Source organism: Lachnoanaerobaculum saburreum DSM 3986 (assembly GCF_000185385.1).
GTDB lineage: Bacteria > Bacillota > Clostridia > Lachnospirales > Lachnospiraceae > Lachnoanaerobaculum > Lachnoanaerobaculum saburreum.
In genome coordinates this window covers 97,591-122,113 of sequence record NZ_GL622296.1, presented here as the reverse complement: position 1 = coordinate 122,113, position 24,523 = coordinate 97,591, and the positions used below count along the sequence as shown (strand labels likewise).

Here is a 24,523-nt window from a genome sequence, read left to right as displayed (position 1 = left end):
TAATAAAGAGTATAAAAATATACAAATACAATAAGTATATTTGTTGTTTTAGTTTTATTAATAAGTATTTTTAGCAAAAATAAACATTATTAGCGGATGAAAATGGTTTTAATAGAGATAAACAATATAAATTATTCGTTGCTGTTTATGTTCCTTTTACCCGATATGTGATGAGATCTTAGAGTTTGTAGCTTTTTAAGTGTAACGAATAACTTGTACATAAAGTGTTTTTGAGGAGGATCTGATGCCGAAAAAATAAGATAATTATACCTTCAGGGGTGAAAAAATAGATGAGTTTGCATTTATAAAAGGAAGTTGCAGATAAATTTTGGTATATCAGCGATAAGAAAGTGAGATATATAGATTAAATGGCAGACAAATTATTACTTTAAAAGTAAGAGATTATAGAAGGAGGTAAATATGATTATAATGACAGAATATAAGCAAAAATATTTATGTAACAGAAAAAAGACAGCCATTTTAATATTTATTTTACTTTTAATATTTTCCGGTATTGTGATATCGAATTTGTTTATTAAAGCCGATACACAATGGGAGTGGATAATCAAGCCGGGTTTATATAAGAACATAGCTTTTTTGGATGGGGATTTATTTAAATTTTATAAAAATGATAAAAAGGTTTGTATTATTGACGCAAGCACCAAAGATATTTATGAATATCCGCTTTTTGATGATATTGAATTTGATAGGGAAAATGTTTTTATTGCCAATAAAAATTCTTCATTTTTCCATGTTGATAAAGCAGGTAATAAGTTATCGGATAAAACTTATGAAAGTATATATTACCTTAAAGACGGCTTTTCAGCAGTCAGGCTTAACGGCTTGTGGGGATTTATAGATGAAAACTTTAATCAGGCTGTTGATTTTAAGTTTTATGATGAACATTCATTTTATGAAAATTATGCTGCTGTCATGGACAAAGATAAAAAGTGGGGATTTATAGATACAGCAGGAAATGTGGCAATAGATTTCCAATATGATGAAGCTGGAAATTTCAGCGAGGATTTGGCAGCTGTTAAGCAGGGGGATAAATGGACCTTTATAAACAAGGAAGGGATTGTAGTAACAAATACTTTTTATGATGAAGTCAGGGATTTATATGAAGGACTTGCCGCTGTAAAAAGACAGAATAAATGGGGGTATATAGATAAAAACGGTAAAGAAGTAATCAGTTGCAAATATGATGAAGCACATAACTTCAGTGAAGGGCTTGCAGCGGTTGCAATTAATAATTATTTTGAAGACGGTTGTATGGCATGGGCATATATAGATGCTAAGGGAGATGTTGTGATTCCTTTTTATTCATATAGTGCTTTAGGTGGGATTCCTTTATTTATAGGTGATTTTCATGATGGTAGAGCCTTTGTAACAAAAGATCTGGTATCTGTTATAGGAAAGAATGGAGAAAATATTTTTAGTGGTGATTCTTTATTCTTCATTTCAAATGCAGAGTATTATAAAGAACATTCAGCAATGATTGGATACATTTATTCCGACTCAAGAATGAAGATTAAAAAATACGGTCTTTTAAATTTGAAAGGGGATGAAGTATTAAAACCGGTATTCGATTATATAGAAAGTATATATGGGGAATATATGATAGTTGCAGACATAAAGAATGGAACAGATATGAACTACGGTATAGTTAGAATAAAATGAAATACATTGCCGAACTTTCCACGATTATATTTCTTAGGAATTGATTGGATGATAAAGTGGATTTAGTATTTTTTTAGATTGGGTTGTAATAGTTAGTGCTATATTTATGCCTTTAATTGTACTTGATTTTAGAAGTTATCAAAATACATGTAAAGAAAGACCTGGATATTTATTGTCGGAAGGAAAGACTATAAACCGGATTATGTGTTACAAAACATGGGAAAGCAAGAATAAGATACTGTTAGGATAGGTGAGGAATGAAAATACGAAAAAACAATAAAAGTTTTATTTTTGCCGTCATAGTAGTGACAATTACATTTACTTTATTCAATATAATAAAGATAGTATCAAGGCCTAAAGTGGCATTTATAGGAGATAATGACAGGCCGGTTACAAGGATAGAAAGCCCGAGCGGGTTTATGTACTATGATGATAAATTAGAAATGGTGGCGGCTCAGTTTGGTGCAAGTATTATAAATAATGATAATAAAGCGCATAGAATTATTATAAAAACAGATTCAAGCGAGTATAAGGAATATAATTATATTAAAAGTGATTTTATTATATTAAAAACTTATATAGAAGACGAATATATGGAGGGTACAGACTATACTCCGGGCAATGAAATTACACTTGAAGCAAATGAAAAGAAATATCTGAGATTTTATGCTATAGCAAAACATAGCGGAAAGGGAGATCGCACAAGATCGGGGCCTCCTATAGAGATAGAAGTTCTTGAATAAAGGATTTGTATATGAAAATAAATCATAAAATTTGTTTAATAATCATTTTTAGTATAGCAATTATTATCACTGTTAAAGTCTTTCACCGGCGTGGAAGTATAATAGTGGAAGAGAATAAAGTCATAGGGTATGATGCAGGAATTATAGAAAAGTTACAAAAAAGAGTAACAATAAATATACCTGAAGGGACTACGGAGATTATGGAATCAGCCTTTTTGGGATGCGATTTTATAGAGAAGGTAGATATTCCCGAGAGTGTAAAGATAATACATACGGAAGCATTTAAAGATTGTAAAAATTTAAAAGAGTTGATTTTGCCTGATACCTTGGAAAGTTTGGGAGATGCTGTTTTTAGCGGATGTACAGACCTTAAAACAATAAAACTTCCAAAGAATTTAAACTATCTTGGAGTCGGTGCATTTAACGGTTGCAGAAGTTTGAAAGAGGTTGCATTAAATCAAAAACTTACAGAGATAAAAGAATACACATTTTATGAATGTACAAGTCTTTGTAGGATAGATTTGTCGGAATATATTACCGATATTGGAGCCGGTGCATTTTTAGGATGTCGAAGCCTTGAGTTTATAGAATTACCGTCTACTTTGGTGAATATAGATGAATCAGCTTTTTCAGGTTGCAGCAGCTTAAAAAATGTGATTTTACCTAAGGGAATAGAGCAAATAAAAGAAGCAACATTTTATAAATGTACAAGCCTTTCATCAATACATTTGGCAGACGGTATGAAAAGTATCGGAGATCATGCTTTTGACGGTTGCACTGCTCTTGCCAAAGTCAATATACCGGGTAATATCGGTTTTATCGGGACAGATTGTTTCAAAGATACTGAATGGATTAAAAATTTGTCCACAGATTCTAACGGGCTGAAATGTTATAAAAATATTTTATTAAAGTCAATAGATAGTGAAGAGAATATTGTAATCCCTTCAAATATCACATTGATTGCCGCTTCTGCATTTTGTGATTCCAACAGATTAAAGGAGATTACTTTACCCGAGGGTGTAAAACGCATAGAGGATTCAACTTTTAAAAATTGTATACAGCTTGAAAATATAAAAATACCGGAGAGTGTGGAATATATCGGTGAGGCGGTATTTTCTAATTGTAAAAGTTTAACTGATATATCAATTCCCGACTTGATTACCTATATAAATAACAGCACTTTTGAAAAATGCGAGAAGCTTAAAAAAATAGAATTGCCTAAGGAACTTGAATATATAGGAGAGGATGCATTTAAAGAATGCAGTTTATTAAAAAGTGTGCTGATACCTGCAAAGGTTGACAAAATATATGCCGGTGCTTTCGAGTTTTGTAAGAGTTTAGAGAATGTAAATTTTGAAGGCAGTCCAAGCTATATTGGAAATTCATTTTATGGCACAGGCTTTTATAATAATATCAAAGAGGATGAGTTTGGCTGCAAGTATGTACTCAATCATCTTATAGAGAGCGTAGATAAAAAAAGGGAAGAGGTTATTATAAAGGACGGTACTGTAAGCATAGCAAATCGTGCATTCAGTGAGTCACAAATAAGCAGTATAGATTTTCCAAAAGAACTGAAAATAATCGGAGATTCCGCTTTTGAGCATTGCGATAATTTAAAAGAAATACATATTCCGGAGGGGGTGGTGTATATAGGTAAGCGTTGCTTTTCATATTGTAAAAATCTGGAAAAGGTTTATATTACGGGGGATATAAAAAGAGCGGAATTTGTAATATTTTTAGGCTCTTATAATTTAAAGGAGATTATCGTCAGTAAAAATATGGCGGATAAAATTAAATTAGATGAAGATGTGAAAGTTACAGTAATAGAGTAGATTTGCAAATTTGTACTTTTGCATAAATATATGCTTATTGCAAGTAATAATACTTTGGACAGGCAATAATTGAGTTAAAAAAAACAGGTAGAGAAAAAATAGTAAAATATGTAGAACTATATCTATATAAGAAAGAAGATTATATGTGGATAGGCGGCATTAAATGTCTTGTAGAGAATATCGGCATTAAGCAAAGTGATTTTATAAATAGTGATTTGTTTAGATTATTTGAGTATAGCGACTTTTAGATATTAATTGTTAAACGGACTTTGGAATGCTGTAATGACTGCTTAGAAGTGATGATACTGAATATCAAAGGCATTATCAAAGGCACTATATAAGAAATTTCTGCAAACTCAGTATTATGTGGTTTTCTTTTATTCAAATATAAAACTGTACAATGAATAAGTCTGATTAATAAGTTGTATAATTTTTTGAAAATACACAGTTAACAGAGTATAAATTATAACATTCTTAATTGATAACTATATAAAGATGTGGGATAATAAGGGGAGACTAAAATTAGGAGAAAGGGTATGCAGGATAATAAAGAATGGAATAATATTAGAGATAATGTAGTGAATATTTTTGATGAGAATAAAGCCGCTAATCAGGCTAAGGAGTTTTCAAATAAAGCTATAGATATATTAAAGCGAGTTGGAAATCCGATACAGTACAATAAAACTAAAATTGTTGTTCCAAATAAGATCATAGTTCCAAATAGAATAAAAGAAAAACCTAGGGTATACTTAAAAACGAACAGGTCGGATTCGCTTATAAGAGTTTTCTTCGGTATACCGATAATGATATTATTTGCTATTCCGATACTTGTCGTGACTTTGACAGTATTTCCGGGTTCGCTTGGAGCGTGGTTTGCCACAATGTGTGCTTTGATACCTTTTTTTTCAGTAGGTGCAGTGTTGGCAGTCCCGGCTCTTTTCAGGCTTAAGCTGATAGATGAGGCGGAAAAGTATTATAGAATAATGAATGATAAGCTATACATGAATGTAGAAGATATTGCAATGCTTGCAAATGAAAATAAAGAATTGGTAGAGAAGAATTTACGAAAGCTGATTGAAAGAGGGAATTTTCCGCAAGGACATTTGGATGCAAGCGGTCAATGCTTTATGCTAAGCAATGACATATATAGGGAATATTTGGAGCTTGAAGAACAGAAGAAAAATCAGAAGTTAATAGAAGATAAGAAAAATATACCGGACGGAGGTATTATACCTGAGGGCAGACAGTATGTACTGTCTATTAAGGAGATGCACCTTGGGATTAAGCTTGAGCCTATGTCATCTAAGCTTGACAAACTTGAAACGGTGCTTGCTGCAATATTTGACAGAGTAGAAAAAGAACCGAAGGAGCTGAAGAAACTTGACAAGTTGATGAGATACTATTTACCTACTACTGTAAAGCTTATAAAGACTTATTCCGATTTTGATAATGTTATTTCACCCGGTGATGATATAATAAACACTAAGAGAGAGATTGAATTGACTGTTGACTCTATAAATGAAGCTTGTATGGAATTCCAAAACAGACTTTTTAAAGATACTGTATTTGATGCCGATACTGATGCCGCACTGCTTAAGACAATGCTGGCTAAGGAGGGGCTTATAGACGAAATGAAATAATGAGGTGAGACTATGAATGAGAATGATTTGAGAAAAGATGATATGAATTCACTTGATAATATGCTAAAAGAAACACCGAGCTTGAGTTTTGGTATGCCTGAAGTAAAGCTTGAAGCTGTAGAAGAAAAAAGAGATGAGGAACCACAGATAAAGCTTTCACCTGAGGAAGAAAAAATGGTAGACGAGTTTGCTTCCAAGATAGACATATCAAACTCACAGGCCATACTTTCATATGGTGTAGGAAGTCAAAAAAAGATTGCGGATTTTTCAGAAAATGCACTTGAAAGAGTAAGGACAAAGGATCTTGGTGAGATAGGAAATATGCTTGCCGGAGTAGTGGGTGAGATTCGTTCACTTGAAAATGAGGGTGATGAAAAGGGACTTTTTGGATTCTTTAAGAAAACCGGCAATAGGCTGGCGAATATGAAAGCAAGGTATGATAAGGTAGAGACAAATGTCAACAATATAGCAAAGGCACTTGAGGACCATCAGGTAACACTTATGAAGGATGTGTTGATGCTTGATAAGATGTATGAACTGAACATGAACTACTATAAGGAACTGTCTATGTACATCCTTGCCGGAAAGAAAAGACTTGACAGAGCCAATAATGTGGAGTTGCCTGGACTTATAAAAAAGGCAAATGAGAGCGGACTTCCTGAGGATATACAGAAGGCAAAGGACTTTTCACAGATGATAAATCGTTTTGAAAAAAAGATATATGACCTTGAACTTACAAAGACGGTTTCGCTTCAGATGGCACCGCAGATAAGACTTATCCAAAATAATGATTCTATGATGTCGGACAAGATACAGTCAACTATTATGAATACCATTCCGCTTTGGAAAAATCAGATGGTGATTGCTATAGGACTGAAGCATTCTTTGGATGCGGCCAAGGCGCAGAAGGCAGTTTCAGATATGACAAATGAGCTTTTAAAGAGAAATGCGGATGCCCTAAAGACTGCTACCATAGAGACTGCAAAAGAGTCTGAACGCGGTATAATAGATATAGAAACTCTAAAGAATACAAACAAGATCCTGATATCTACATTTGATGAAGTAATCAAGATACAGGATGAGGGCAGACAAAAGAGAAAAGAAGCTGAGGAAGAGTTAAAGAACATAGAAAATGAGATGAGGGCAAAGCTTCTTGAAATCAGTAACAAACAGGCAAATAGCAACAGATAGGAATAAAAATGAATACATGGAGACAAAAATATCATATTGAACCGAAAAAAGGATGGTTAAATGACCCTAACGGGCTTTGTTTTTTTAAAGGTTATTATCATGTTTTTTATCAGTATGCCTATGAACCTGAGGGTGGAAATAAATATTGGGCACATCTTAGGTCAAAGGATTTGCTTTTCTGGGAGGAGGCACCGATATTTTTATCACCTGATAAGGATTTTGATAAAAGCGGGGTGTACTCAGGCTGTACATTGGTAAAAGAAGATATTATGCATATTTTTTATACAGGTAATGTAAAACATAAAGGAGACTTTGACTATATAAATACAGGCAGAGAAAGCAATACAGTTCATGTAGTGAGTAAAGACGGTGAGCATATAGACTCAAGAAATGTAGTAATGTACAATAAAGATTATCCTAAGGGACTTACTCTTCATGTAAGAGACCCTAAGGTATTTGAATATGAAAACAAATACTATATGGCACTCGGTGCAAGAACCATGGAGGATAAGGGAGAGGTTCTTATTTTTGAATCTGAGGATTTGGAGAATTGGAAGTACATCAGAACTTTTGAGACTATGGCAAGATTTGGCTATATGTGGGAATGCCCCGACCTTTTTGAAATAAACGGTCAGTGGATTCTTATGGCATGTCCGCAGGGAGTACAGGGCGGCAAGTACGAGTTTCAAAATATTCATTCCTGTGTATACTTTATAATCGAGGGGGATTTTAGAACCAACGGTTATATAAGCGAGTACAAAGAAGTAGATTTCGGTTTTGATTTCTATGCACCTCAGACCTTTATGCATGATGGAAGAAGACTGCTCCTTGGATGGATGGGCATGCCTGATGCGGATTATACAAATCCTACTTTAGAATATGGATATCAACATTGTATGAGCGTATTCAGAGAGCTTGATTTTAAAGATAATACTTTATATATGAAGCCTGTAAAAGAGCTTGAATCAATCAGAAAGCCTGTTTTTGAATATGCTGAAGAAAAAGTAATTTATAAAAATGAGGATGATAAAAAGGCTTTTGAGCTGGAAATATCAAATTTTGGAGAAAATCTGAAAATAGAAATCTTTGATACCGTTAAACTTGATTTTGATACGGACAGAGGAGATTTGGAACTTTCGTTCATTGCAAACGGATATGGCAGAGATAAGAGATATTTAAAGATTAAAAGTTTGGAGAGTTTAAGGATTATGATTGATTCATCTTCTTTGGAGATCTTTGTAAATGACGGAAAGTATGTAATGTCTGCCAGAATGTATCCGTCAAATTACAGTGATATAAAAGTATCAGGTAATATCAGGGGAAAACTTTATAGTTTGGATATATAATACTTGTATTACACAGATTGTATATTGATGAATGTCAATGGAGGAGGAATATAATGAAAAGATTTATTATATTTTTACTTGGTTTGATTTTATTATTAAATATGGCAGGCTGTGCAAAGAAAGAAGAAAACAAGGTAGAGGAAGGCAACCTGAAAACTTATTCTGAATTAAATGACGGAACATATAGCTGTGAAGAGCATATTTATAAATACAGGTTTGAAATAAGCGGAAGAATGCCTAATGCCGCCAAAAACAGTACTTTTGTATATCTTAGCAATCTTCCTGAGATATCATTTGAGCAGGCATGGAAAGCCTCAGGCTTAAGCAGTTCATTAGATGATTATTTTTCTGAGGAAGATGCAATACTTGTAGATAGAAGGTAAAATTAAAAAGGGACTTAATGTGGAAATGCTTTAACAGGCATTTCCACCGCATTTATAGGAAAAGTGATTTGTTAATGATATTATTTGACAGATTAAAAAATATATTTGATTTTAATAAAGATAGAAAAGAAAGTAAAATGAAGTTAATAGTTGGTTTGGGGAATCCGGGAAGAGAGTATGTAAATACCAGACATAATGCCGGCTTTTATGTTGTGGAAAAGCTGGCTTATGAGCTTGGAGAAGATATATCGGAAAGAAAATATAAGGGGGTTTTTACAAGGGTAAGAATCGGGAATGAAAAAGCGATAATCTTAGAGCCGCTGACCTATATGAATAACAGCGGTGAATCTGTGCGTGCTTTTATGGATTATTTTAAGATTGATGCATCAGATGTGATAGTTATATATGATGATATAAATCTTGAACCCGGGAATTTGCGTATAAGGCTAAAGGGAAGTGCAGGAGGTCACAATGGGATAAAGTCTTTGATTGCACATATGGGTACATCCGATTTTCCAAGAATTAAGGTAGGGGTGGGTGAAAAGCCGACGAAGATGGATCTGGCAGACCATGTGCTTGGACATTTTAATGATGAAGATAAAAAGTTACTTGACGAGGCGGCATCAGATGCAATAGAGGCTATAAGGCTTCTGGTGGCAGGTGAATATGATATGGCAATGAACAGATATAATGTCAAAAAGACTAAGTAAGGAAGTATATGAGTTTATTTGAAAATCCCTTAAAGAAACTGGCAGATTTTGAGTCTTTAGAAGAAAGTATAAAAAAAGAAAAGTTCCCGTTACATGTTACCGATATGTCGGAACCGGGAAAGGCACATTTGATTTCAGAGTTAATGAAAGAAGATAGACCTTGGAAACTGGTAATAACATATGATGAGGACAATGCAAGCAGGCTATATGAAGATATAGGCTGCTTTTTGGACGATGTTTACCTCTATCCTGCTAAAGACTTGCTGTTTTTTAATGCGGATATAAGATCTTTGCAGATAACAGCAAAAAGAGTTGAAGTATGGAAGCATCTAAGAGAAGATAAAAGCGGTGTGGTAGTCACAACTGTGGATGCACTTATGGATAAGCTTGAGGACTATCAAAAGTTTTGCAGGGCGACAATTGAGATAAAAAAAGAAGATACTGTTGATTTAGATGAAATATCAAAAAGGTTGACTGATATCGGATATGAGAGAAGTTTTGAAACCGACAATCCCGGACAGTTTTCGATAAGAGGCGGAATAGTGGATATCTTTCCGCTTACTGAGGAAAACCCTGTAAGAATAGAATTGTGGGATGATGAGATAGATGCAATGAAGAGCTTTGATCCTGCAAGTCAGAGGTCAATAGAAGAGCTTGAGCATGTGAGTATATATCCGGCAAAGGAAAGAGAGATAGGAGGTGAGGAGTCTTTTCTCAGATATTTTGATTATAATAAGACTTTGATATATATTGATGAGCCGGCAAGAACAATGGACAAGGCAAAAAGGACTGGAGGAGAGTATAATCAAAGTGCGGCAGGTAGAATAGAATCCGGCCAGTACAATAAAGAAGATATACCGGATATATTTGGTGCCGAGGAGGTATTTTACTCTCTGAATAAGTCTCCAAGTATTGCACTTACAGGGCTTGACAACAGGATAAAAGAACTTGAAATAAAGTCTGTTTACTCTATTTTTTCAAGAATGAGCGGGGTATATCATGAGGACTTTACAAACCTTGTGGAGGATTTACAAAAGTATAGGTCTGACAAAACCAAGGTGGCATTGATTTGCGCATCAAAGACCAGAGCAAAAAGGCTTTGTGACAGCTTCATAAATGACTATTCTTTGGATGCTTTTTTTTCTGAAGAAGATAGTGATGTGAGCATTGTTCCGGGACAGATAGCGATATTTGTCGGGAATATACACTCGGGATTTGAGTATCCTGCACTGAACTTTGCCGTAATTTCAGAAAGTGATATTTTTAAGGATAAGAAGAAGAAAAAAAGACGAGAAAAAGAATATGAGGGAGACAGAGTAACTTCTTTAAGTGAGCTGTATGTCGGTGACTATATAGTGCATGAGGATCATGGGCTTGGAATCTATCGAGGTATTGAAAAGATAGAAAGAGACGGCATTATAAAAGACTATGTAAAGATAGAGTATCAGGGCGGTGACAACTGCTTTGTGCCGGTGTCGAAGCTTAACAGAATCCAAAAATATGCCGGTGCCGAAATAAAGAAACCTAAACTAAATAAACTTGGCGGTGTCGAGTGGTCTAAGACTAAAAGCAGGGTAAAGACCGAGGTCGAGGAAATGGCAAAGGAACTTGTAAGTCTGTATGCAAACAGACTCAACGGTAAGGGTGTGGTATACGGTGAGGACACTCTTTGGCAAAGAGAGTTTGAAGAGATGTTTGAGTATGAGGAAACTTATGATCAGCTAAAGGCTATAGAAGATGCCAAGAGAGACCTTGAGACCGGTAAAATAATGGACAGACTTGTATGTGGTGATGTGGGTTACGGTAAGACCGAGATTGCTCTTAGGACTGCCTTTAAGGTTATACAGGAAGGATATCAGGTATTATACCTGGTGCCGACCACTATTTTGGCAAGGCAACATTACAATACTTTCATACAGAGAATGAAGGATTTTCCGGTAAATGTTGCACTTTTATCAAGATTTAATACTAAAAAGGAACAGACCAAAATTGTAGGTGATCTTAACAAGGGGCTTTTGGATATAGTGATAGGTACTCACAGACTCTTATCAAAGGATGTGGTACCAAAGAAGCTCGGTCTTGTGATAGTGGATGAGGAACAAAGATTTGGAGTAAGACATAAGGAGAAGCTGAAGCAACTTTGTGAAAATGTAAATGTGCTTACACTGACGGCTACACCTATACCAAGGACTTTACATATGTCACTTTCGGGTATCAGAGATTTATCAGTTTTGGAAGAGCCTCCTGTAGACAGAAAGCCTATTCAGACCTATGTTATGGAATACCATGATGAAACTGTAAAAGAGGCTATAAGAAGAGAGGTGGCAAGAGGCGGTCAGGTATATTACCTTTATAACAGAATCAATAATATTGAGGAAGTGGCGGCACATGTAAGGACATTATTACCGGATATTAATGTTGAGTATGTACATGGCAGAATGGATGAAAGACAACTTGAAGCAAGAATGGTGGATTTTATAAATGGAGATGTGGATGTATTGGTCACTACCACCATAGTGGAAACCGGACTTGATGTGCCGAATGCCAATACCATAATAGTGCATGATGCGGACAGACTGGGACTTTCACAGCTTTATCAGCTAAGAGGCAGGGTAGGAAGAAGTAAAAGAAGTGCCTATGCTTTTCTTATGTATACCGGAAATAAGCTTTTATCCGAGGAGGCATCAAAAAGACTTAAGGCAATCAGAGAGTTTACTGAGCTTGGTTCGGGAATAAAGATAGCTATGAGGGACCTTGAGATAAGAGGTGCAGGCAATGTGTTAGGTGTGACTCAGCATGGACATATGGAAGAGGTCGGATATGATTTATATGTGAAACTTCTAAATACCGCCGTTACCGCCTTAAAGACCGGCAGGCCTGTAGAAGAGGAAATAGAGGCAAGTGTGGAGATTGACAGCAGTGCATACATTCCAAGTGATTATATTGACAATGAAGAGACTAAACTTGAGATATACAAAAAGATTGCACTTGTAAAGACCGGTGAGAATTTTTCCGATATGCAGGATGAGTTGATAGACAGATTCGGTGAGATGCCGAAGTCTGTCAGTAATCTTTTGTATGTTGCAAGGATAAAAGCATTGGCAGGCAGTATGTTTATCACGGATGTTAGTGTAAATAAGTTGCAGATAAAGTGGACAATGCGGGAAAACAAACAACTGAAAATGGGCAAATTAGATGCATTTCTAAAGTCCTTCGGCAAAAGCCTCACAGTGAAGTATGACAAAGTACTGAACTGGGAGTACATAGACAGAGAAAAAATCTCTACAGAGGATAGACTGGAATTTGCAGTGGAACTGTTTGAAAGGATGAAAGAGGAGCTGTTTTAGGGGAATTTCAAAAATCATTTGACAAATATGGATAATTGCAAGTATACTTGTTAATGCACAGCCGGGGAGATAGCGGTGTCCTGTACCTACAATCCGCTTTAGTAGGGGTGATGTCTTGCCTAGGGTGTTCATTTGCTTAGCAGCCTGAAGCAAGTGGTGTTGAAGTGGGGGTCCCCACGCAATGGAAACTTTCGAACCGTGTCAGGGCAGGAATGCAGCAGCACTAAGGAGGATCTTTCATGTGCCGTGAGACAGCCGCCACAGAGCTAACTGCTTTAGAAACGTTTGTGAATGGCATTCGAAGCAAGGCGTGCATAAAAGAGCATTATCAAGAAGTCAAAGAAGACTTTTTGATAATGCTCTTTGCATTTACAGTGTTTGTTAATTCAATGACAACACTATTGAAAAATTTTTTTCATTAATATAAAATAATGTAGATATATAAAATAATGTATATATAATATAGATATTCAGAGGCAAAGTATTTTGTCACCGGTATTAAATAAACAGCTAAGTATATCATAAGAGTTTGTCCATTTTGACAGGAGGAAATATATATGGCAATAAAGACTATAGGTGTATTAACAAGTGGTGGAGATGCACCGGGAATGAATGCAGCTATTAGAGCGGTTGTTAGAACAGCAATTCACAATGGAATAAATGTAAAAGGAATTATGAGAGGTTATGCAGGCCTTTTGCAGGAAGAAATAGTAGATATGGAAAGCACCAGTGTGTCTGAGATAATCCACAGAGGAGGTACAATTCTTTATACTGCAAGATGTCAGGAGTTCACAACAGCTGAAGGACAAAAAAAAGGTGCTGAAATCTGTAATAAGTATGGTATTGACGGCGTAGTGGTTATAGGTGGTGACGGTTCATTCCAAGGTGCCGGAAAGCTTTCAGCACTTGGAATCAATACAATAGGTATTCCGGGAACTATTGACCTTGATATAGCTTGTACAGACTATACAATAGGATTCGATACGGCGGTAAATACAGCTATGGATGCTATAGACAAGGTAAGAGATACATCTACTTCACATGAGAGATGTTCTATAATAGAGGTAATGGGAAGGAATGCAGGATATATCGCACTTTGGTGCGGATTTGCAAACGGTGCGGAAGATGTACTGTTACCGGAAAGATATGACGGCAATGAGCAGGCGCTTATAGACAGGATTATTGAGAACAGAAAGCGTGGAAAGAAACATCATATAATAATCAATGCCGAGGGAATCGGACATTCAGTCTCTATGGCAAAGAGAATAGAGGCTGCTACCGGAATAGAGACAAGAGCCACAATCCTTGGATATATGCAAAGAGGAGGTGCTCCTACATGTAAGGATAGAGTATACGCTTCCATAATGGGTGCAAAGGCGGTGGAACTGCTGTTGGCAGGAAAGTCAAACAGACTTGTAGCCTACAAAAACGGTGAGTTTGTAGATTTTGATATACAAGAAGCATTGGCAATGAAGAAGGATATATCAGAAGACCAGTTTAGAATATGCAAACTTTTGGTAAGATAATATGCCTGAAATGATAAACGGATATGATTTTGACTTAACAAGGAGTGATTCCACAGTTCTTTGCGGAGCAAGTTCATACGTTCAGAAGTATTATTTTAATGAAAAATTCAAAATGTTACCTGATGAAATAAAAAATGAACTCAAGATAATGTGTGTGTCTTTTACCGAAGAGGCGGGAGGAATACTCACCTTAGAGTTTGATAAGTCAGGTACTTTGAATTTTTGTGTGAGAGTTGATGACGGTGATTTCTACTTTGATGATATTGAGAGCGGACTGAAGATAAGTTCATATCAAAGGAAAAAGGAAGAATTGCTGATACAGCTTGAGCTTTTTTATAAAGTTGTAATTTTGGGAGAGAGTTGTAAAAGCAAATGATTGACAAGATAGTGTTTTATATAAAAAAATATGAGGATGTTTTACTCTATCTTATATTCGGCGTACTGACAACATTGGTTAATTTTGTAGCATATTATATTTGCTATACAAAATTTCATTGGATAAACCTTGTAAGTAATACTGTTGCATGGATATTGTCGGTTATGTTTGCTTTTATAACCAATAAAATATGGGTGTTTAAAAGCAAAAATTTTCAAACAGAACTTGTACTGAGGGAGCTGATAACATTCGTTGTGTCAAGGTTATCCACATGGCTTTTGGAAACAGTTATTATGATTGTAGGTGTAGATATATTAAAGGGATATTGGCTGATTGCAAAGGTTATTGCAAGTGTGCTTGTAGTCATACTCAACTATGTTTTTTCAAAATTATTTATTTTTAGAAAGAATAAGGAAAATGCTTAAGAACTTTAAAATCGGAAATATAAATATAGAAGGCGGATTGTGTTTGGGACCGATGGCAGGTGTAAGCGACTTGCCATTTCGTCATTTATGCAAGGAAATGGGAGCTTCATTACTTGTGACGGAGATGGTAAGTGCAAAGGCGATATATTTTAAAAATAAAAATACCCGGTCGCTTATGAAAACGGATAAGTATGAACATCCTATATCTTTGCAACTTTTCGGTTCGGATCCTGATATAATAGCTGATATGGCGGCAAGCATAGAAGACGGAGATTTTGATATATTTGACTTCAATATGGGCTGTCCCGTACCGAAGATAGTAAATAACGGAGAGGGTTGTGCACTTATGAAAAATCCGAAACTTGTAGAAGAGATATTATCTAAATTGGTAAAAAGTGTAAAAAAGCCGGTAACATTGAAGATAAGGAGAGGGTTTGACAGTGAGAGCATCAATGCAGTTGATATTGCAAAGATAGCGGAAAATGCGGGTGTAAGTGCTGTTACAGTGCATGGCAGAACAAGAGAGCAATATTACTTAGGTAAGGCGGATTGGGATATCATAAAAGATGTAAAGTCCGCAGTAAATATACCTGTTATAGGCAACGGGGATGTAGCGGACGGAGAAAGTGCAAAGAGGATGTATGAGTATACAGGCTGTGACGGAATAATGGTTGCAAGAGCGGCAAGAGGAAATCCTTGGATTTTTAGAGAGATAAGAGAATATCTAACCGGATATACAGTAAAAAAACCGTCTAAAGAAGAAATTATAGAGATGATTTTAAGACATTGCCGACTACAGATGGAATATGATGATGAAGTCATGGCTGTCAGAAAGATGAGAAAGCATGTGGCATGGTATACACATGGTATGAAAAATTCATCAGTCCTTAGGGATAGAGTAAATCATGTTGAAAGATATGATGAGATAGAAGAGTTGTTAAGGTCGATAGTATGATATTATGTAAATTTTAATACAAAAATATAAAAAATATGTTACAATGGTAGCAGAGTATGTGAATGTAATATTTAACCTTGCAATCAGGTTTTACTATAAATTAAATTTACATATCTATTTTGCATCTCAAGCGGAGGAGATATGAATAAAAAAGAACAGTATAAAAGAGTTGTAAAATTCGGATCGGCTGCTGTCATATTGTTTATTGAGGTGGGACTTTACTGGTTGATGTGGAGGTTTTATCTGAATAATCAAATAATAGAAGAAAAGTTCAGGTTCTGGAGAAGAGGAATTTGGCTGTTGGCTGCGATGTACGGTGTACTATTAGTTTTCTTTTTGCAGACATATGGCGGTCTAAAAATAGGTTATTTAAAAAGAGGAAATATAATTTATTCACATATACTTTCTTTAGTGATAGTGAATACGATTGGATATTTTATATTGGCTTTGGTAGATAAAAAGTTTCATTCACCTGTTTCATTTGTATTATTGACTGTTGTAGACGGGATAATAGTTTTTATTTGGGCTTTTTTATTTCAGTGGATATACAGTGTGCTGTTTCCGCCAAGAAGACTGCTTATAGTACATGGTGTCAGACCGGTATTTTCCATAATGGAAAAGATAGGTGCCAGAGATGATAAGTATATCATCGGTGACGCCATAAGTATTGATGTCGGAATTGATAAGATAATGGAAAGGGCTAAGGAGTTTGAGGGTATTGTTGTAGGAGACGTGCCTTCACATGAGAGAAATCTTATTCTAAAAAAGTGCTATGATGTCAGTATCAGAGTATATATGATACCGAAGATAAGCGATATCTTGGTAAGGACATCCGCAAATTTGAATCTGTTTGATACACCGATACTTCTTTCAAAGAATGACGGATTGCAGGCAGATCAGATGATGGTAAAGAGATTTGTTGATATTGTAGTGAGTGTGGCAGGTATAATACTCACATCTCCGCTATTTGTACTGTTTGGCTTGGCAATACATTTTACTGACGGCGGACCGGTTTTTTATACACAGACCAGACTTACAATAAACGGTAATCTTTTTGAAATTTATAAGTTTAGGACTATGAGAGTGGATGCGGAAAAAGACGGAGTAGCCAGACTTGCCGGTGAATCGGACGATAGAATAACCGGAGTGGGCAAGATACTTAGGGCTACAAGACTTGATGAGTTGCCGCAGTTATTTAATATAATAAAGGGTGAAATGAGTCTGGTCGGTCCAAGACCTGAAAGGCCTGAGATTGCTGCCGAATATATGAAAGATTTGCCGGAGTTTGTTATGAGACTGAAGATGAAAGCGGGTCTGACAGGGTATGCGCAGGTACATGGAAAATACAATACCACTCCATATGATAAATTAAAATTAGACTTACATTATATAAGGAATTACAGTATATGGCTTGATTTGATCCTGATAGTTTTGACTCCGAAGGTTTTATTTATGAAGGAGTCTACTGAGGGAATCGGAGAAGGCGAGATTAATGCTAATAATAAGGATAAGTAAAAGCAGGGTGCAATCCTGCTTTTTTTATGTTAATATACTATTACATGGCGTGGATTTCCGTTTTTTAATATGTTGACAAAAATAATATAAGCGTATACAATAGAAGAGAACATACATTCGATGGAGGCTGTTATGAAAAAGGAGAAAAATTCCAAAGTAACACAACAGGTAAAGCAGGTAACGGAACAGGGCGAGAGGCAGGTAGCACTTGAGTCGGCTCTGACACAGATAGAGAAAGCATATGGTAAGGGTTCGGTAATGAAGCTTGGAGACGGCAATCTACATATGAATGTGGAGACCATACCGACAGGCTCGCTCGGACTTGATATAGCACTTGGAGTAGGCGGTATTCCAAAGGGCAGAATAATAGAAGTATACGGCCCCGAGTCATCAGGTAAGACTACAGTGGCTCTTCATATGGTTGCGGAAGCACAGAAGTTAGGCGGTATTGCAGCATTTATTGATGCCGAGCATGCGCTTGACCCTGCATATGCGGAGAAAATAGGTGTCAATATAAATGAGTTATATGTATCACAGCCGGACAATGGCGAGCAGGCACTTGAAATTACAGAGACAATGGTCAGATCGGGAGCCATTGATATTATCATAGTGGACTCTGTAGCCGCCCTTGTACCAAAGGGAGAGATAGAGGGTGATATGGGTGACTCGCATATGGGTTTACAGGCAAGACTTATGAGTCAGGGGCTTAGAAAGCTCACAGGTATAGTAAGCAAGAGTAATTGTATAGTTATTTTTATCAACCAACTTAGAGATAAGATTGGAGTGATGTTTGGCAGTCCTGAGACTACTACCGGTGGCAGAGCTTTGAAATTCTATGCTTCTGTAAGACTGGATGTAAGAAAGGTTGAGCAGATAAAGCAGGGTGGAGAGCTTACAGGTACAAAGACCAGAATAAAAGTAGTCAAGAATAAGGTGGCACCTCCGTTTAAAGAGGCCGAGTTTGATATAATGTATGGACTTGGCATATCTAAGGCTGGAGAGATACTTGATCTCGGTGTTGCATGTGATGTGATAGAAAAGGGCGGTGCATGGTATTCTTATGATGGAAATAAGATCGGTCAAGGTAGAGAGAATGCAAAGAAATTCCTTTTAGATAATCCTGAGATTTATCAGAAATTGGAAGCACAGATAAGAGAAAAATTCAAGCTTGCATCTGAAAACGGTGAAAAACTTATAGAATATGATCCGATAGACGGAGCGGAAGATGAGGAGTTTGACGGTTCTCCGATAGTAGAAGAAAATGAGAATACCGGTGGAGTGGTATTAGAGGAAGAAGATTGATTGTAAGAGAGATTATCCCTATAAATACCAAAAAGAGCAAGATTGTATTTGACGACGGTGAATGTTTTGCTTTGTATAAAGGTGAAATAAGACGATTGGATATAGAGATTGGTAGGGAGATAGGTGAGGAAGAGTATTATACAACTATCTACCCTACCTTGAAAAAGCGAGCCTTTGCCAGACTTTTGTATATATTGGAAATATCATTCAAGTCGGAGAATGATATTATAAAGAAGCTGAGGCTCTCTTTTTATCCAGATGAGGTTATTAAAGAGGCTATAGAAAAAGCTGTGAAATTCGGATATATAGATGATGAAAGATATACAAAACGTTATGTGGCTACATATAAAGACAAGTATAGTAAGCTGAAGTTAAAATACAAATTGATGGAAAAGGGTATAAATAAAGAAATCATAGAGAATGCACTTGAAGAAGCGTATATAGATGAGTCGCCTAAGATTAAAAGACTCTTAGAGAAAAAGCATTACTTTGAGACAGATGAGTTTGAAAAGAAACAAAAGATAATAGCATCAATAATGAGACAGGGTTATAAATATACTGAAATTAAAGATATAATAAATGACATTTCTACAGAGATATAGAGGTTGTAGAAATGTCATTTTTTTGTGTAATTATTAATATTAATCGGTGGTTAAATAACAAACATACTTGTTAAATAAAATACTTTTCAGAAAAGTATTACAAAATTTGTAAAAAAAGTGTATAATAAGCACATAGAGGTCCGTATCAAATTTTTATAAAAAGATAGGAGCTGTTATTATTTCATGAAATAAAAATTTATAATGTATATGTAAAGATATGACATATATATACCGTTAGGTAAATAATTCTAGGAGTAAGAGGTTATGAGTAGGTTAGAAATAGTCTCCCCAAGCAGAGCCAGAATCGTTATGGAGGAGCTATACAAAAACTTGGAAAGAAGAATTGAGGCATCTCCTCCCGGGCTGTGTCCTGTAGATATGTCAAGAGCTTTCCTTGAGTTGGCTCACGCTCAAACTTGCGGCAAGTGCGTTCCATGTAGGATTGGATTAGGGCAACTTGAGAAGTTAATTGAGAATGTGCTTGATGGAAAGGGCAGCATGGCATCCCTGAAATTGATGGAAAAGACAGCCTTAAGTATTATGGAATCGGCAGATTGTGCCATAGGGTATGAAGCGGCCAATATGGTATATAAGGGTATTATCGGATATAGAGATGACTATATTGAACATATAGCACATGGCAGATGCACATGCTCATACAATCAGCCGGTGCCTTGTGTAAACTTATGTCCGGCTCAGGTAGATATACCCGGATATATTGCCCTTATAAAAGAAGGCAGATATGCAGACTCTGTCAGACTTATAAGAAAGGATAACCCGTTCCCTACAACTTGTGGATTTATATGTGAACATCCATGTGAGGCAAGATGTAGAAGAAATATGGTGGATGATTCTATCAATATCCGTGGACTTAAGAGAGTTGCGGCAGATTTTGCAGGTGAAGTAGACCCGCCGAAATGTGCTCCGTCTACAGGTAAAAAGATTGCAATACTTGGTGGTGGACCGGGTGGACTCAGTGCAGCATACTTTTTGCAGTTGATGGGACATCAGACTACCGTTTATGAGATGTTACCTGAACTTGGAGGTATGTTAAGATACGGTATACCGAACTATAGATTGCCTAAGGATAGACTTGATGATGATATCAAGGCGATTTTAAAGACAGGTGTAAAGGTAAAACATGGTCTGAAGATAGGTGAAGATATTTCCATCAATGATCTGAGAAATGCTTATGATGTAGTGCTTATAACTATCGGTGCAAGTACAGATAAGAAGCTTGGACTTGAACATGAGGATGCTAAAGGGGTCGTTTCCGCTGTGGAGTTTTTACGTGATGTCGGTAAAAATATTATAAAAGATTTGACGGGCAAGAATGTCTGTGTAATAGGCGGCGGAAATGTATCTATGGATGCGGTGAGAACTGCAAAGAGAATGGGCGCAAAGAAGGTAAGTATTGCTTACAGAAGAAGAGTTGCCGACATGACAGCGCTTCCGACAGAGATAGAAGCTGCGGTGGCGGAGGGTATTGAACTTAGAACTCTTATGGCACCGTCTTCTATAGATGTAGATGAGAACAATAATATAAAAGGCATATATGTGAGACCTCAGATGATTTCCGCTATAAAGGACGGCAGAGCAAGCGTTAAGGCTACCGGTGAAGAGGATGTGTATATTCCATGTGATATTCTTGTAGTGGCAATAGGTCAGAATATAGAGACAAAGCATTTTGAAGAGGCCGGAATCCCTGTATTTAACGGAAAGATTATTACAGATTCTACAGGTGCGTTCAAGGATATGCCGGGAGTATTTGCCGGAGGAGATTGTGCAAGCGGACCGGCTACAGTTATTAAGGCGATTGGTGCCGCTAAGGTAGTAGCTGCAAATATTGATGAGTATTTAGGATATCATCATCAAATAAGTGTAGATGTAGAAATTCCTGAAGCAAGCTTGGAGGATAAGACTCCTTGCGGTAGAGTAGAACTTACAGAAAGAGAAGCTTGTGAAAGAGTTCTTGATTTTGACGGTGTTGAAAATTGCATGACAGAAAAAGAAGCAAAGCAAGAGGCGAGCAGATGCTTAAGATGCGATCACTTCGGCTTCGGTATTTTCAAAGGAGGTAGGGAGAGCATATGGTAAACTTAACTATTGATAATATACCTGTTTCCGTAAAAGAAAATACTACAATTATGGAAGCGGCAGCCGGAATAAATATAGAGATTCCGAAGTTATGCTTTTTAAAGGGATTAAATGAAATAGCGGCATGTAGAGTATGTGTTGTTGAACTGAAAGGTAAGGATAAACTTATAACATCCTGTAATAATGTCTGTGAAGAGGGCATGGAAATCTTTACAAACAGTAAGAAAGTAATCAGAGACAGAAGAAAAACTGTAGAGCTTATACTTTCACAACATGACAACAGATGTGTTATCTGTGCAAAGAGCGGCAACTGCTCACTTCAAAAAGTAGCAAATGATTTAAATATACTTGAGATACCTTTTGCTGTAGAACTGGAGAAGCAACCATGGAATAAGAACTTCCCGCTTATCAGAGATTCATCAAAATGCATTAAATGTATGAGATGTATACAGGTATGTGATAAGATGCAGACACTTAGTGTATGGGATTTACATGGAACAGGTGCCAGAACCACTGTAAATGTAACAGGATATAAGAAAATTGAAGATGCTAATTGTTCACTGTGCGGTCAGTGTATTACACATTGTCCTGTGGGTGCATTGAGTGAAAGGGATGATACATCCAAATTCTGGGATGCTGTTGCCGATCCGGAAAAAACTGTAGTAGTTCAGATCGCACCTGCTGTCAGAACGGCATGGGGTGAGGTCTTCGGTCTAAAGGATAAGGATGCCACAGTCGGAAAGATCGTAGATGCGCTCAAGAAAATGGGTGCCGACTATGTATTTGACACTTCATTTTCTGCCGACCTTACTATTATGGAAGAGGCGAATGAGTTTGTACACAGATACACAAACGGTTTGATTGGTGACAGACCTATGTTTACTTCCTGTTGTCCGGGTTGGGTGAGATTTGCAAAGTCACAGTTCCCAAGGATGGCAAAGTCACTTTCTACAGCGAAGTCACCACAGCAGATGTTTGGTGCGGTGATGAAGTCTTATTTTGCTGAAAAGATCGGTGTAAATCCTGAAAATATGGTGTCTGTCTCTATAATGCCATGTGTAGCTAAGAAGGGTGAAAGAGAGATGGAACTCTTCCATGGAGAGTATGCAGGTCATGATGTAGATATTGCACTTACTACAAGAGAACTTACTCGTATGATAAGAGCATCACATATAGATCCGAAGAGTTTGAAAGATGTGGTGGCTGACAGACCTATGGGTGAGTATTCGGGAGCGGGAGTAATATTCGGTACTACAGGAGGTGTAATGGAAGCGGCACTTAGGACCGCTTACAGCATAATAAAGAAGGAAAATCCGCCGTCAGATGCATTTAAGCCTGTTAGAAGTAAATCATTCCAGGAGAATGACGGAACTGTAGAGGCCAAGTTTAAGATAGATGATATAGAACTGAATATTGCTGTTGTAAGCGGACTGGGCAATACCAGAAAGCTTATTAATAAGATTGAAAGAGGCGAAGTTAAGTATGACTTTGTTGAGGTTATGGCTTGTCCCGGAGGATGTGTAGGTGGTGGCGGTCAGCCTGTAAAGGATGGCTATGAACTTGCATTTAACAGGGGTAAAAAGCTATACTTCTTGGATGAAAACTCTGAGATAAGATATTCTCATGAGAATAGGGATATTATTGCACTATATGATGAGTATTTTCATAAGCCGCTTTCACATAAGGCACATGAGCTTTTGCATGTACATGAGTAGTATGGATATATTACAGTAAAGCATGTTTTATGCTTAATATTCTTAGTATATAGCAGGTATACATTATTTTGATTATTCTAAGGAAATGTTTTAAAAGCATTTCCTTAGAATTTTTGCATATAAATATGATAAAATTATGGCGACAGTATTATGATTTATGGCAGGAGTGCATTTATTGAAGAGATAAAAAGTATGGAATAATTTTTTTAGTGATATAAAGCATTCTAAATACTCTATTGTAAGATATTATTTTAATATCGGTATTGTTTTTGCACATTGATTTCACAAAGAAAGAGTTTTTCTTTACATTCACTTATGAAAGCAAGAAAGTTTTGTAAATTCAGTAATTATGTGGCTTGTGGTCATATATGCAGTTATGCGATGAATAATTCATATAAACCTGTATTTCTGTGATGCTTAAAATGGGATAACTGAAGTGTAGATAAAAGTATAGATATGATAGTATTTTTGATAATTATTATTTAAGAAGAACTACCTGTCCAAACTGTAACCTTGCATCAAAATTATATTTAAAAAATATTAAAAAAAATTTGAAAAAGTTATTGACAAGGTTAAAGATATTCTTGTATAATACATAGGCATTGCGAGAGCAATCAAGGAGAAGTACTCAAGAGGCCGAAGAGGCGCCCCTGCTAAGGGTGTAGGTCGGGCAACCGGCGCGAGGGTTCAAATCCCTCCTTCTCCGTTTCTTGTAAAGAACTTAAAAAAGTTATTGACAAGAAAAACCGGATATGATAAAATATCTGAGTTGCTCGAAGAGAGCAAAATAAAAGAGTTTAAGTAACTTTGAAACTGATTTAAAAAGATGTTGACAAGGTAAAGTAAGCTTGATATAATACATAGGCTGTTTTGAAACAGTAACAATGAACCTTGATAATTTAAGATTAAACAGTACACACAACCCTGAAAATTTGCATATTTCGCATATTTTTCTTAATGAACGTAAGCGTAAGCGAAACTTGAATTTAGAAAAATAGCGCACCTCGTCGAGCGTAGCGAGACGATAGTGTTACATATAAATATGATGAAGTTTCAGATGCATTTTTACTTGATATAAATAAGCGAAAGTTTGTTTCATATCTTGGTAAAATACAAGTTCTTAGCATAAGTAAAACGA

At 36.2% G+C, this 24,523-nt stretch carries 18 protein-coding genes, 1 tRNA gene and 1 other RNA gene; all 20 read left to right on the top strand.

What is annotated here, in order from left to right:
- The first annotated feature begins 420 nt into the window (after positions 1-420).
- The 20 genes from HMPREF0381_RS00670 (at position 421) to HMPREF0381_RS00575 (ending at position 24,091) form a co-directional block, all read left to right on the top strand.
- Positions 421-1,680, top strand: coding sequence for a WG repeat-containing protein (locus HMPREF0381_RS00670; RefSeq protein WP_008749912.1), 1,260 nt, complete (start codon positions 421-423; stop codon positions 1,678-1,680).
- 257 nt (positions 1,681-1,937) lie between these two features.
- Positions 1,938-2,423: a hypothetical protein gene (locus HMPREF0381_RS00665; protein WP_008749910.1), complete on the top strand. Its 486-nt coding sequence runs from the start codon at positions 1,938-1,940 to the stop codon at positions 2,421-2,423.
- Positions 2,424-2,527: 104 nt separating this feature from the next.
- Positions 2,528-4,255, top strand: coding sequence for a leucine-rich repeat domain-containing protein (locus tag HMPREF0381_RS00660; RefSeq protein ID WP_278244423.1), 1,728 nt, complete (start codon positions 2,528-2,530; stop codon positions 4,253-4,255).
- Positions 4,256-4,791: 536 nt separating this feature from the next.
- Positions 4,792-5,895, top strand: coding sequence for a 5-bromo-4-chloroindolyl phosphate hydrolysis family protein (locus tag HMPREF0381_RS00655; RefSeq protein ID WP_008749908.1), 1,104 nt, complete (start codon positions 4,792-4,794; stop codon positions 5,893-5,895).
- Between the two features lie 12 nt (positions 5,896-5,907).
- The gene (locus tag HMPREF0381_RS00650) at positions 5,908-7,086 is read left to right on the top strand and encodes a toxic anion resistance protein (RefSeq protein WP_008749907.1); all 1,179 of its coding nucleotides are present in this window, start codon (positions 5,908-5,910) and stop codon (positions 7,084-7,086) included.
- Positions 7,087-7,094: 8 nt separating this feature from the next.
- Positions 7,095-8,432, top strand: a complete 1,338-nt coding sequence (locus HMPREF0381_RS00645; RefSeq protein ID WP_008749906.1) for a glycoside hydrolase family 32 protein — start codon at positions 7,095-7,097, stop codon at positions 8,430-8,432.
- A 53-nt stretch (positions 8,433-8,485) separates the two neighbouring features.
- A complete protein-coding gene (locus tag HMPREF0381_RS00640) occupies positions 8,486-8,815 on the top strand; it encodes a hypothetical protein (protein ID WP_008749905.1) in 330 nt (109 codons plus the stop codon).
- Between the two features lie 74 nt (positions 8,816-8,889).
- Positions 8,890-9,525, top strand: a complete 636-nt coding sequence (gene pth / locus HMPREF0381_RS00635; RefSeq protein WP_008749904.1) for an aminoacyl-tRNA hydrolase — start codon at positions 8,890-8,892, stop codon at positions 9,523-9,525.
- A gap of 8 nt (positions 9,526-9,533) precedes the next feature.
- Complete coding sequence (gene mfd / locus HMPREF0381_RS00630; RefSeq protein ID WP_008749903.1) at positions 9,534-12,872, top strand: transcription-repair coupling factor; 3,339 nt, start codon at positions 9,534-9,536, stop codon at positions 12,870-12,872.
- A gap of 53 nt (positions 12,873-12,925) precedes the next feature.
- An RNA gene (gene ffs, locus HMPREF0381_RS14395) (signal recognition particle sRNA large type) lies at positions 12,926-13,188 on the top strand.
- 241 nt (positions 13,189-13,429) lie between these two features.
- Positions 13,430-14,398: a 6-phosphofructokinase gene (pfkA, locus tag HMPREF0381_RS00620; RefSeq protein ID WP_008749901.1), complete on the top strand. Its 969-nt coding sequence runs from the start codon at positions 13,430-13,432 to the stop codon at positions 14,396-14,398.
- 1 nt (position 14,399) lies between these two features.
- Positions 14,400-14,774 carry a DUF6145 family protein gene (locus tag HMPREF0381_RS00615; protein WP_008749900.1) on the top strand — a complete coding sequence of 125 codons (375 nt, stop codon included), beginning with the start codon at positions 14,400-14,402 and terminating at the stop codon, positions 14,772-14,774.
- Entirely contained in the window at positions 14,771-15,199 is a 429-nt protein-coding gene (locus HMPREF0381_RS00610; RefSeq protein WP_008749899.1) for a GtrA family protein, read from the top strand. Before HMPREF0381_RS00615 ends, HMPREF0381_RS00610 begins: the two co-directional genes overlap by 4 nt.
- Positions 15,192-16,154 (top strand): tRNA dihydrouridine synthase DusB, encoded by a 963-nt coding sequence (gene dusB / locus HMPREF0381_RS00605; protein WP_040460976.1) that lies wholly within the window; start codon positions 15,192-15,194, stop codon positions 16,152-16,154. Before HMPREF0381_RS00610 ends, dusB begins: the two co-directional genes overlap by 8 nt.
- 141 nt (positions 16,155-16,295) lie before the next feature.
- Entirely contained in the window at positions 16,296-17,669 is a 1,374-nt protein-coding gene (locus tag HMPREF0381_RS00600; RefSeq protein ID WP_008749897.1) for a sugar transferase, read from the top strand.
- 132 nt (positions 17,670-17,801) lie between these two features.
- A complete protein-coding gene (recA, locus tag HMPREF0381_RS00595) occupies positions 17,802-18,971 on the top strand; it encodes a recombinase RecA (RefSeq protein ID WP_040460975.1) in 1,170 nt (389 codons plus the stop codon).
- On the top strand, positions 18,968-19,573 hold the full coding sequence (locus HMPREF0381_RS00590) for a regulatory protein RecX (RefSeq protein WP_008749895.1): 606 nt from the start codon (positions 18,968-18,970) through the stop codon (positions 19,571-19,573). Before recA ends, HMPREF0381_RS00590 begins: the two co-directional genes overlap by 4 nt.
- A 264-nt stretch (positions 19,574-19,837) precedes the next feature.
- Entirely contained in the window at positions 19,838-21,670 is a 1,833-nt protein-coding gene (locus HMPREF0381_RS00585) for an NAD(P)-binding protein (RefSeq protein ID WP_034773511.1), read from the top strand.
- Positions 21,664-23,385, top strand: coding sequence for a [FeFe] hydrogenase, group A (locus tag HMPREF0381_RS00580; RefSeq protein WP_008749893.1), 1,722 nt, complete (start codon positions 21,664-21,666; stop codon positions 23,383-23,385). Before HMPREF0381_RS00585 ends, HMPREF0381_RS00580 begins: the two co-directional genes overlap by 7 nt.
- A 618-nt stretch (positions 23,386-24,003) precedes the next feature.
- Positions 24,004-24,091 (top strand) — tRNA-Ser (locus HMPREF0381_RS00575).
- Positions 24,092-24,523: the final 432 nt, after the last annotated feature.

Bases quoted from the DNA above. Each gene is read 5' to 3' on its own strand.
- HMPREF0381_RS00670 (WP_008749912.1), top strand. From the start codon at position 421: ATGATTATAATGACAGAATATAAGCAAAAATATTTATGTAACAGAAAA.
- HMPREF0381_RS00665 (WP_008749910.1), top strand. From the start codon at position 1,938: ATGAAAATACGAAAAAACAATAAAAGTTTTATTTTTGCCGTCATAGTA.
- HMPREF0381_RS00655 (WP_008749908.1), top strand. From the start codon at position 4,792: ATGCAGGATAATAAAGAATGGAATAATATTAGAGATAATGTAGTGAAT.
- HMPREF0381_RS00650 (WP_008749907.1), top strand. From the start codon at position 5,908: ATGAATGAGAATGATTTGAGAAAAGATGATATGAATTCACTTGATAAT.
- HMPREF0381_RS00645 (WP_008749906.1), top strand. From the start codon at position 7,095: ATGAATACATGGAGACAAAAATATCATATTGAACCGAAAAAAGGATGG.
- HMPREF0381_RS00640 (WP_008749905.1), top strand. From the start codon at position 8,486: ATGAAAAGATTTATTATATTTTTACTTGGTTTGATTTTATTATTAAAT.
- pth (WP_008749904.1), top strand. From the start codon at position 8,890: ATGATATTATTTGACAGATTAAAAAATATATTTGATTTTAATAAAGAT.
- mfd (WP_008749903.1), top strand. From the start codon at position 9,534: ATGAGTTTATTTGAAAATCCCTTAAAGAAACTGGCAGATTTTGAGTCT.
- pfkA (WP_008749901.1), top strand. From the start codon at position 13,430: ATGGCAATAAAGACTATAGGTGTATTAACAAGTGGTGGAGATGCACCG.
- HMPREF0381_RS00615 (WP_008749900.1), top strand. From the start codon at position 14,400: ATGCCTGAAATGATAAACGGATATGATTTTGACTTAACAAGGAGTGAT.
- HMPREF0381_RS00610 (WP_008749899.1), top strand. From the start codon at position 14,771: ATGATTGACAAGATAGTGTTTTATATAAAAAAATATGAGGATGTTTTA.
- dusB (WP_040460976.1), top strand. From the start codon at position 15,192: ATGCTTAAGAACTTTAAAATCGGAAATATAAATATAGAAGGCGGATTG.
- HMPREF0381_RS00600 (WP_008749897.1), top strand. From the start codon at position 16,296: ATGAATAAAAAAGAACAGTATAAAAGAGTTGTAAAATTCGGATCGGCT.
- recA (WP_040460975.1), top strand. From the start codon at position 17,802: ATGAAAAAGGAGAAAAATTCCAAAGTAACACAACAGGTAAAGCAGGTA.
- HMPREF0381_RS00585 (WP_034773511.1), top strand. From the start codon at position 19,838: ATGAGTAGGTTAGAAATAGTCTCCCCAAGCAGAGCCAGAATCGTTATG.
- HMPREF0381_RS00580 (WP_008749893.1), top strand. From the start codon at position 21,664: ATGGTAAACTTAACTATTGATAATATACCTGTTTCCGTAAAAGAAAAT.